The 10,035-nt window shown below is 69.5% G+C and carries 7 protein-coding genes; 5 read left to right on the top strand and 2 right to left on the bottom strand.

The features are described from left to right. From FE633_RS46260 to FE633_RS46240, 5 genes are all read left to right on the top strand, one after another. The coding region (locus FE633_RS46260; RefSeq protein ID WP_246114152.1) for an ABC transporter substrate-binding protein at positions 1-1,332 on the top strand (1,332 nt) is incomplete at its 5' end. 2 nt (positions 1,333-1,334) lie between these two features. Further along, on the top strand, positions 1,335-2,273 hold the full coding sequence (locus FE633_RS46255) for a carbohydrate ABC transporter permease (RefSeq protein ID WP_138051158.1): 939 nt from the start codon (positions 1,335-1,337) through the stop codon (positions 2,271-2,273). Then, positions 2,270-3,097, top strand: coding sequence for a carbohydrate ABC transporter permease (locus tag FE633_RS46250; RefSeq protein ID WP_246114151.1), 828 nt, complete (start codon positions 2,270-2,272; stop codon positions 3,095-3,097). Before FE633_RS46255 ends, FE633_RS46250 begins: the two co-directional genes overlap by 4 nt. Positions 3,098-3,145: 48 nt before the next feature. After that, positions 3,146-5,212 (top strand): beta-galactosidase, encoded by a 2,067-nt coding sequence (locus FE633_RS46245; RefSeq protein WP_138051157.1) that lies wholly within the window; start codon positions 3,146-3,148, stop codon positions 5,210-5,212. Positions 5,213-5,524: 312 nt separating this feature from the next. After that, positions 5,525-7,171 (top strand): alpha/beta hydrolase, encoded by a 1,647-nt coding sequence (locus FE633_RS46240; protein WP_138051156.1) that lies wholly within the window; start codon positions 5,525-5,527, stop codon positions 7,169-7,171. Between the two features lie 122 nt (positions 7,172-7,293). On the opposite strand, the gene FE633_RS46235 is transcribed toward FE633_RS46240, so the two are convergent. Both FE633_RS46235 and FE633_RS46230 read right to left on the bottom strand, forming a co-directional pair. Continuing rightward, the gene (locus FE633_RS46235; RefSeq protein ID WP_138051155.1) at positions 7,294-8,370 is read right to left on the bottom strand and encodes a serine/threonine-protein kinase; all 1,077 of its coding nucleotides are present in this window, start codon (positions 8,368-8,370) and stop codon (positions 7,294-7,296) included. A 120-nt stretch (positions 8,371-8,490) separates the two neighbouring features. After that, positions 8,491-9,378 (bottom strand): acyl-CoA thioester hydrolase/BAAT C-terminal domain-containing protein, encoded by an 888-nt coding sequence (locus FE633_RS46230; protein ID WP_171060408.1) that lies wholly within the window; start codon positions 9,376-9,378, stop codon positions 8,491-8,493. Between the last annotated feature and the right edge of the window lie 657 nt (positions 9,379-10,035).

Below are 10,035 nucleotides of genomic sequence, written 5' to 3'. Positions count from 1 at the left end.
TCCCCACCCTCCCTGCCGCGCCGCGCCCTGCTCCGCGGCGCGCTCGGCCTCGGCTCCGCCGCCGCGCTCGCGGCCTGCGGCCGAGGCAGCGCCACCGCCCGCACCTCCGGCGCCGTCACCCTCTCGCTGTGGACCCACGACCAGGGCTACCAGGACTTCTTCACCCGAGGCATCCCGGACGCCGACCGGCTCACCGACTTCACCTACAAACTGACCACCACGCGCGCCGGCGCACCGGACCTCGTCACCAAGCTGCTCGCCCAGGCCGTGGCCGAGCGCGGGGTGCCGGACATGACCGGCTTCGAGATCAACGCCTTCCCCCGCATGCTGCGCGGCGACATCGCCGAGCGCCTGCTGTACGACCTCACCGACGACGTGGCGGCCGTTCCCGGGCTCAAGGAGGATCTGCTGCCCGCGCGGACGGCCCCGTACAGCAAGGACGGCAAGCTGTACGCCCTGGACTCCGACACCCCGCTGGTCGTCCACTACTACCGCAAGGACCTCTTCGCCCGGTACGGGCTGCCGGCCGCCACCGACACCTGGCAGGAGTTCGCGCGAATCGGCGAGCGCGCGCACCGGCGCCATGGCGTCGCGCTCAACGTGGTCGTCACCGGCCCCGACGTCAACCAGGTCGTGCAGTCCTTCCAGATGCTGCTCAACCAGCGCGGCGGCGCCCTCTTCGACCAGGATCAGCAGCTCGTCCTCGACTCGCCCGAGGCGGTGGAGGTGCTGGAGTTCATCTGCCGTGGACTGCGCGCCGGCTTCATCACCGACATCTCCGACTACTTCGGCGGTCCGATGCAGGCCGCCCTCCAGCAGAACAAGGTGATCGGCGTCCTCATGGCGACCTGGTACAAGGTCTACGGCCTCGCCGCCAACGTGCCCGACCAGCAAGGCAAGTGGCGCATGGCGGCGCCGCCCCGCTTCTCCGGCGGCGGCCACGCCACCTCCACCACCGGCGGCACCGGATTCGGCGTCACCCGGGACAAGGCCAACACCAAGGCAACCACCGACTTCCTGCTGAGCACCTGGCTCACCCACGAAGGACAGATCCGCCGCTTCCGAGAGACGGGCTATCTGCCCACCCGCGCCTCGGTCTACAAAGACCCCGCCCTGCTGCGGACCGAGGACAAGTTCTTCGGCGGACAGCGGCCCTTCGACGTCTACACCGAGCTGCTCGAGGACGTGCCGCGGATCTACATGAGCCCCGACCAGTCGATCCTCAACGACGTGCTCAGCGGCTGCCTGTTGAGCGCCTACCGGGGCGACCTGTCCCCGCGCGCCGCCATCCGCAAGGCGGCCGACGACTTCCGCGACCAGGCGGGACGGTAGCCATGACCTCCACACTCACCACGGGCGACCCCCGCGCCGCCGGAGCGACAGCCGGTCCCGCGGCCGGGAAGCAGCGCCGATCGACCCTGCACCCCTACCTCTTCATCGCCCCCTTCTACCTGCTGTACGTCCTCTTCATGCTGGTCCCCATCGGCGTGGCGCTCTGGCTGAGCCTGTGCGAATGGGTCGGCCTCGGCACACCGCACTGGGTGGGGCTGCGCAACTACAGCCACCTGCTGACCGATTCGAGCTTCCACCGGGCGCTCGGCAACACCGGCATCTACGTCCTGGTCAGCGTGCTCGTCATCGTCCCGGCCGCGCTGCTCATCGCCCAGGCGATCAACTCCCGCGGGCTGCGCGCCCGTGACCTGTGGCGGACCGCCTACTTCGTGCCCATGGTGGTCTCTCCGATCATCGTCGCCCTGATCTTCGGGCTGATCTTCGACCGGCAGTTCGGACTGTTCAACTCCCTGCTGCGGGCGCTGTTCGGCACCGGATCGGTGGACTGGCTGGGCGATCCGACGATGTCCAAGGTCGCCATCAGCCTCGTCATGGTCTGGCGCTGGACCGGCTATCTCACCATCTTCTTCCTCGCCGGACTGCAGAACGTACCCCGCGAGCTGTACGAGGCCGCCGCGCTGGACGGCGCGAGCCGCTTCCGTACGTTCGTCACCGTCACGCTCCCCGCGCTGAAGCCGGTGACCGCGTTCGTCGTCGTGACGTCGTTCATCTGCGCCGCCCAGGTCTTCGAGGAGCCCTATCTGCTCACGAACGGCGGACCGGCCGAAGCCACCCTGTCCGTCGCCATGTTCATCTTCCGGGCCGCCTTCGAGCGCCAGCAGTTCGGCTACGCGGCAGCCGCCGGAGTCGTGCTGTTCGTCGTCGTCTTCACGCTCAGCCAGCTCTTCAACAGGCTGCTCGGCATAGGGAGGATCAAGTGAACGTGAACGTGCTGCGGCGCCCCCTCCTCTACACGACGCTCACCGCCTTGCTGCTCGCCTTCACCGCCCCGCTGCTGTGGGCGCTGAGCGGATCCTTCAAAACGCGCGGCGACATCTTCGAGTACCCGCCGAAGCTCCTCCCCTCCCCGGCCACGCTGGACAACTACCGCTCACTGCTCACCGATCAGCCCTTCGGGCGATGGTTCCTCGTCAGCACGGTGGTCGCCCTGCTCGCCACCGTCGTCTCGGTCTTCGTCTGCGCGCTGGCGGGCTACGGCTTCGCCAAGTTCCGGTTCGCCGGGAAGCAGCTGCTGTTCGGGGTGATGTTCAGCTCGCTGTCGATTCCGTTCGCGGTGATCCTCGTCCCGCTGTTCGTGATCCTGGTGAAGACCGGCCTCGGCAGTCCGTGGTTCGCGCTGATCGTGCCGTGGGTGGCGCCCGCGTTCGGGATCTTCATGATGCAGCAGTACATCGTGCAGAGCGTCCCGGACGAGATCCTGGAGGCCGCGCGCATCGACGGGGCGAGCGAGTTCGGGATCTTCCGGCGGGTGGTGCTGCCGCTGCTGCGGCCCTCGCTCGGCGCGCTGGGCGTCTGGCAGTTCCTGCAGAGCTACAACAGCTTCCTGTGGCCGCTGGTGCTGGTCTCCGACAGCTCCCAGTACACCCTCCCGCTCGGTCTGCAGACCCTCTTCAGGGCCGAGAACCGGCAGTACGACCTGGTGCTCGCCGGCGCCGTCCTCGCGGTGCTGCCGGCCGTCCTGGTCTTCGTCCTGCTGCGCAAGCAGCTCCTCGAAGGCCTGTCCACGGGTGCCGTCAAGGGCTGACGCCCACCCAGTCACCTGTCACCTGCTGCCGTCACGTAAAGGAGAAGCATGTTCGAGTTGCCCGGCCGGGTCCTGTTCGGTGCCGCCTACTACCACGAGTACCAGCCGTACGAGCGGCTCAAGGAAGACCTCGACCAGATGGTTCAGGCCCGGTTCACGGTCATCCGGGTCGGTGAGTCCGTCTGGTCGACCTGGGAGCCCGAGAACGGCCGCTTCGACCTCGACTGGCTCCAGCCCGTCCTGGACGGCGCGCACGAACGCGGCATCTCCGTCATCCTCGGGACACCGACGTACGCGGTGCCGCCGTGGCTCGCCCGCCTGTATCCGGAGATCGCGGGCGAGCGGGAGACGGGCCGGCGCATCGGCTGGGGCGCCCGTCAGGAGGTCGACTACACCCACCCCGCGTTCCGCTTCCACGCCGAGCGGGTCATCCGGAAGATCGTCGGCAGGTACGCCACCCACCCGGCGGTCATCGGCTTCCAGGTCGACAACGAGCCGGGCAACGAGCTCTTCCACAACCACGGTGTGTTCCAGCGCTTCACCGACGAACTGCGCGAGACGTACGGAGACGTGGAGACCCTGAACCGCGAGTGGGGCCTGGTCTACTGGTCGCACCGGCTGTCGACATGGGCCGACCTGTGGACCCCCGACAACAATGCGCAGCCGCAGTACGACCTGGCCTGGCGCCGCTTCCAGGCCGGGCTCACCACCGAGTTCATCGGCTGGCAGGCGGACATCGTGCGCGAGTACGCCCGCCCCGGCCAGTTCGTCACCACCTGCATCTCCTACGAGCGGCCCGGGGTCGAGGACGATCAGCTGACGAGCCGGCTCGATGTCACCGCGGGCAATCCGTACTACGCGATGCAGGACGGGCTCGCCCACCCCGACACCGGGCAGGCGCCGCAGGGCTGGACGACCAGCGGGACATGGGCGCTGTACCAGAGCGCCGACCGCATGTACTCCTCACGCCAGGAGCCCTTCCTGGTGACGGAGACCAACGCGCAGGCGATCGGCTTCCCCTGGCACAACCGCCCCGCGTACGACGGCCAGTGGCGGCAGGCCGCCTGGGCACTGATCTCGCGCGGCGCCTCGATGATCGAGTACTGGCACTGGCACACCCTGCACTTCGGTGCCGAGACCTACTGGGGCGGCGTTCTGCCGCACAACGGCCGCCCTGGCCGGGTCTACCGCGAACTCGCCGCGCTGGGAGCCGAGTTGGAGACGGCGGGAGAGCTGGTGGCCTCACTCACCCCGGACACCGATGCCGCCTTCCTCTACTCCGGCCCCAGCAAGTGGGCCCTCCAGGCCCAGCCCTCCCTGGCCTTGCCCGACGGAGGAGCGGACACCCGCTCGTACCAGACCGTCTTCGACGCCTTCTACCGTGGTGCCTTCGATGCCGGGGTGCAGGCCCGCATCCTGCACCCCGGGCAGCTGGCGGACGCCGAACTGCCGCCGCTGCTCGTCGTCCCCGCCTTCTACGCGGCCGACGACGCGACGCTGGACAGGCTCGTCGCGTACGCCGAGCAGGGCGGCCACCTGGTGCTCGGCCCTCGTACGGCCTATGCCGACCACGAGGCCCGCGCCCGCACCGACATCCAGCCCGCGCGGCTCGCGGAGGCGGCCGGCGTCATGTACGACGAGTTCAGCAATCTGGGCACCCCGCTGGCCGTCCATGGCACGGACGCCTTCCCGCTGCCGGCCGACGCTCGTGCGCTCCACTGGGCGGACGGCCTCCAGCCCCAGGGCGCCGAGCCGCTGGCCAGCTATGACCATCCGCACTTCGGCCGCTGGCCCGCCCTCACCACCCACCGCCACGGCGCCGGCCGCATCACCTACGTCGGCACCGTCCCGGACCCCGCCCTCGGCGAAGCCCTCTTCCGCTGGGCCGCCCCGGCGAGCACCTGGCGCCCGCCGGCGGTCGGCGTCACGTCGACGTCCGCCACCTCGCGCGACGGACGCCGGGTCCGCTTCCTGCACAACTGGTCCTGGAGCCCACGCTCGTTCCCCGTGCCGGCGCCGGTACGGGACGTACTGACAGACACCTCTCACGCCGCCGGCGACGAGATCTCACTGGGCCCCTGGGACGTCAGGGTGCTCGAACAGACTCAGGAGTGACCACGGAGAGCGGCTGTCCCGGGGCGTAGCTACAGCTCGAAGTCGCCGTCATCGGCGCGGCTCCAGCTGTACGGGTCGTTCACCATGCGCCGGCGGATGGTCTTTCGCTACCGTCTCCTGTTCGTCCCGTCGCTGAGGCGGGTACCGCCCGTCCGCTGAGGGTGGTCCGTCCCCTACAACTCTTGGACCACACACGACTGTTGTGTCATTCCTAGGGGGGAGGCGAGGTGCGGCCCGGCGAAGGATCCGCATGCGTGGCCGGTTCCTGAAAGATCCTTCCTGTCCGAACATGCGACCGGAAGGATCGATATCGTGCGCAGACGACGTCTCGCGCCCCTGTTGGCTGTGGGCATCACGGCCACGCTGGCGCCCGCGCTCGCCACCTCGACGGCCACCGCAGCTCCAGCCACCACCCCGCCGTCCGCCTCATCGTCCGCCGCCAAGGGCGCACTGGACCGGTATGTGAAGCAGAAGCCGCAGTGGAAGCGGTGCGAAGCCGACTCTCCGGCGGAGTTCGAGTGCGCCACGATCAAGGTCCCGCTGGATTACCGGGTTCCCGGGGGCAAGCGGATCGACTTAGCCATATCCCGGATCAAGAGCACCGCGCCCGGCAAGCGGCACGGTGTCCTGTTCTCCAACCCCGGCGGCCCGGGGGTGCCGGGTCTCCACATGCCGCTGGAAGTGCGGGAGAACCTCCCCGAGTCCGCACAGCAGAAGTACGACCTCATCGGCTTCGACCCGCGCGGTGTGGGACAGAGCAGCCCGGTTTCCTGCGATCTGGAGCCGGAGGAGGAGAACTGGCTGCGGCCGTACAAGGAGGAGACGTTCGACAAGGACGTCGCCTGGGCACGCGACGTCGCGAACAAGTGCAGGGAGAAAGCGGGCGACACGCTCCCGCACATCACCACGCGCAACACCGCGCGCGACATGGATCTGCTCCGGGCGATCCTCGGTGAGAAGAAGATCTCGTACGTGGGTGTCTCGTACGGCACCTACCTGGGCGCCGTCTACACCCAGCTCTTCCCGGGCCGGGCCGACCGGTTCATGCTGGACAGCGGGGTCGATCCGGCGCGTGCGTGGCGAAGGATGATCCAGTGGTGGGCGGAGGGCGCCGAGCCCGCGTTCGACCGGTGGACCGAGTGGGCCGCCGAGCGTTCGGAGAAGTACGGCCTCGGTGACACCCCGAAGGAGGTCGACCGGACCTTCTGGGACCTGGTCGCGCAGGCCAACGAGAAGCCCATCGAGGTGGAGGGGCAGCCGACCACCGGTGATGACATCCGGAGCGGGATGCGCAGGGCGGTCTTCAGCCCGCAGTACGCCACCGAGGTGTTCGTGGAGCTGAAGAAGGCCGCGGCCGACGAGCCCGCCTCCGCGAAGAAGCTCGCGGCGTTCGCCGGATCCGAGGGGACCCGGACGGCAGGCGCCGCCGCCGATGCCGCCGAGGTGCCGTCCGACAACACGACGGCGAGCTTCTGGGCCGTGGTGTGCGGCGACAACTCGGCCGCGTGGTCCCGCGATCCCGAGAGCTACCGGCAGGACGCCATCGAGGACAAGGGCCGTTACCCGCTCTACGGTGACTTCGCGTCCAGCATCAAGCCCTGTGCGTTCTGGGACAAGTCCGTGGAACCGGCAACCAGGGTGAACAACAAGGTCGGCTCCCTGGTCGTCCAGAACGAGTGGGACTCGCAGACCCCGCTGCCCAGCGGTCAGGCCCTGCACGCCGACCTGAAGGGCTCGAAAATGGTCACCGTCCTCGGCGGCGAGGGCCATGGCGTCTACCCGAACGGCAACGCGTGCACGGACGGCACGGTCACCGACTACCTGCTCACCGGCAAGCTCCCGGCGAAGGACGTGACCTGCGAGGCGACGGCCGAATCGAACGCGGAGGCACGGAAGAACCAGAAGCGGGACGTGCTCCCCGGGTCTCCGCTCCCGGAGCGTGCCCCGGACCGTTTCTGAGCCCGGTCGCACGGCCCATTGCCGCATGACCCATTGAAGATGGGGCGGGACCTCCTGGCGGGGTCCCGCCCCACCGTGCGTCGTCGGCGCCGGAGTCGGAGTGGTCATGTTCTGCAGGTCCGTCAGTCGACGGACGGGCTGTACAAACCGCCGATCCGGCGGATCTCCTCCAGCGGGTACGGGGTCTGCCTGCTCTCGCACCGGAACTTGAGGTTGAAGTCCGATATCACGGCGGCGATCGGCGCGTGCCGGGCGATGATCGCTGCGGCCTCCTCTGGGATTCCTGTGGGGCGCTTGCCCTCTGCGTAGGCGCGCACCTGCGCGTAGCGGCCCTCCCGGTCCTCCACCTGGTACCCGTACAGAGCGGTGACCAGCCAGTTCACCAGATAGGTCGAGGTGTAACAGCGGTCATAGACCTGATGCCGGTCGGAGAAGTCGGCTTCGCCCTGCGACAGTTCGAAGCGGGAGGAGATCGCGAGGCCGTAGTCCGCGAAGTAGAGGCGTCGGCCGTCGGTAAGGATGTTCTCGAAGTGCGCGTCGAAGTGCAGGAGCCCCCGGGCGTTCATGAACGAGGTTCCAGCTTCCAGGTTCTTCTCCACCATGGCGCAGGCCCGGTCGGCCGCCTTGTCGCCTGCTTCGACCTGAGTGCCCAGCCACTGGTGCAGGTTCTGCGGGATGTACTCCAGGAACAGCGCGACGCTCGCCGAGGACTGCTGGCGAGCCTCGATCCGGCGGCGCACCTGCGATCCGCCGCCCCAGTAGGCAACAGCCCGTTCGACGTCGGCCAGTTCCTCGGGCAGGGGCGTCGAGTCGGGCAGCACCCTCCAGTGGTACATCAGGGGGAAGCCCTCGTATTCCGCCGCGAGCACCCAGTTCGTCGTCATGGTGTGCACGGCGAGTTCTCTCCAGGCCCCGCCGCCCGGCCCGCCGATCCCGCCGATGCCGTACTGGCAGAAGACGGGCAACTCGAACAGATTCGCCGTGGACCGGACGTGCTCGGGTTGCATCTCCAAGTCGGTGAGGGGCACCCGCTTCACGAAGACCGGGGTTCCGGCAACCTCCATCAGGGCCGACTTCCCGCCGATGCCGGATCCGATCGGCACGGCCGTGTCCACGAGCTCGCGCAGGGCGGGATCACTGCACAAGGCCAGGGATGTGGAGACGGCGCTGTGGGCGCTGAGACGCGCAGGGCGCGACATGTCAGGGACTTTCACTGCTGCCTCCACCTCGGCACCGACCGCACTTTACGTGAAGATCGACAATGGGTCGGGGGAACGCGATGCCGCCCAACAGCGACAGCACGACCGCGACGTCGCGGCCTACTGTCTGGAGCCGGCTGCGCCCTGAGCGGGACGGAGCGCGTCGACGATGGGTGCCCAGGCAACCTCGCCGAGCAAAGCGTCGGCGCTGGGTGTCCCCCCGTAAAGAAAGGTCTGCGAGGCTTCGGCGGGGCTCTCGCCGGGGAACCGCGGCCGGTGCCCGGCGTCGTCACGGGCGATCAGGTGGACCGAAGCTCCTGCTGCGCGACGTCGCGCGGCCAGTTGCTCGGCATACCGTTGGGAGGGCCACATGGCGTCATCACCCCCGGCTACGAGCAACACGTCAGCACGCGCCTTCTCCACCGGAATCGCGGCGGCATCCAGGTGCTGAGCGAAGGTCCGCTCGCTGAGGTCGTACCACCCGCGGATGGCCACTGGACCATCAGTCTTTCCCGCCGGCTGCCAGGAGTCGTCCATGGGCACGAATGGCAGCGGCCGCCCTCGCCAGGTCCAGGAGGAGCGGTACGGACGCCGGCGGCCATCAAGACCAGGCCCGACGTTGCACCAGACCAGCGCGGTCGGCGACACGGCGACCACCACGTCCACACGCGGCTCGCGCACCGCCGTGAGCAGCGCGGCCTCAGCGCCCTTGGACACGCCGAGAATGCCGACGCGCTCCGCCCCACGAGACCGCAACAGCTCCACCGCCGCGACGAATGTCTCCAGGGGGATCTCACAGATCCCCGCCGGCTGACCGGGCCCGCCGAACCAGCGTATGGCCAAGGCGAGAAGACCCTGCTGAGCGAGAAGCCGCGCTCGCTGCCGGTCCACACGACCGCTCGACCCCGCCAGGACCAAGACGCCGGCGCCGCTGCCTCCCGCCGGCTCCAGCAAGACCCCTTCGGAGGGGGTCGTCACCTCGTGCTCGGCAATCCCCAACGCACTCATTCCGTCACGCATACTCAGCGCTCGCTCCCGTGATCATGAAGGGCCTCTCATGGCATGTGGGCGCCAAACACAGGCACTCACACCAGGGTGACCAGCAGCGCCGGCGGGCGGTCGGCACCGGGCCGGGCCGCCGGCTCGGCCGCGGTGATCGTACGTCGGAGGTGGGCGCTGCCTGCGGTGGAGGAGTGATCACGGGTGGGGACGAGGGCGGAGGACGACGGGTCGGCAACGTGCTGCGGCGAACCGGCCGCGGCTGGGCGGAGCCGTGCGATGTGGCGGGGCGTCCGGCCCTGTCCCTGCGTGCGGCATCCTGTCCGCCGTCCGGGGACGCCCGGCTCGCGACCGCGACCGCCGCCGGGCGGTCGGCACGGGGCCGGGCCGCCGCGCCGCGAGCTGGGCCGCGGTGATCGTACGTCGGAGGTGGGCGCTGCCTGCGGTGGAGGAGTGATCACGGGTGGGGACGAGGATGGAGGACGAGGGGTCGGCAACGTGCTGCGGCGAACCGGCCGCGGAAACGCCGCCAGCCCGAGGCCCGGCCGGAGCCGTGCGACGTGGCGCTCGCGTCCGCCCCGGCCCCGTGTCCGCCGTGGGGGGACGCCCGGCTCGTGACCGCGACCGCCGCCGCGACAGCGGCCCGGCGGACGGCACCGGGCCGGG

The sequence above is a fragment of the Streptomyces montanus genome, from assembly GCF_005786655.1.
Classification (GTDB): Bacteria; Actinomycetota; Actinomycetes; order Streptomycetales; family Streptomycetaceae; genus Streptomyces; species Streptomyces sporangiiformans.
The sequence above is the reverse complement of the archived record's forward strand: the minus strand, read 5'-3'. Positions and strand labels throughout refer to the sequence as shown.

Coding starts and splice junctions, on each gene's coding strand:
- FE633_RS46255 (WP_138051158.1), top strand. CDS start 1,335: ATGACCTCCACACTCACCACGGGCGACCCCCGCGCCGCCGGAGCGACA.
- FE633_RS46245 (WP_138051157.1), top strand. CDS start 3,146: ATGTTCGAGTTGCCCGGCCGGGTCCTGTTCGGTGCCGCCTACTACCAC.
- FE633_RS46235 (WP_138051155.1), bottom strand. CDS start 8,370: ATGTCGCGCCCTGCGCGTCTCAGCGCCCACAGCGCCGTCTCCACATCC.
- FE633_RS46230 (WP_171060408.1), bottom strand. CDS start 9,378: ATGAGTGCGTTGGGGATTGCCGAGCACGAGGTGACGACCCCCTCCGAA.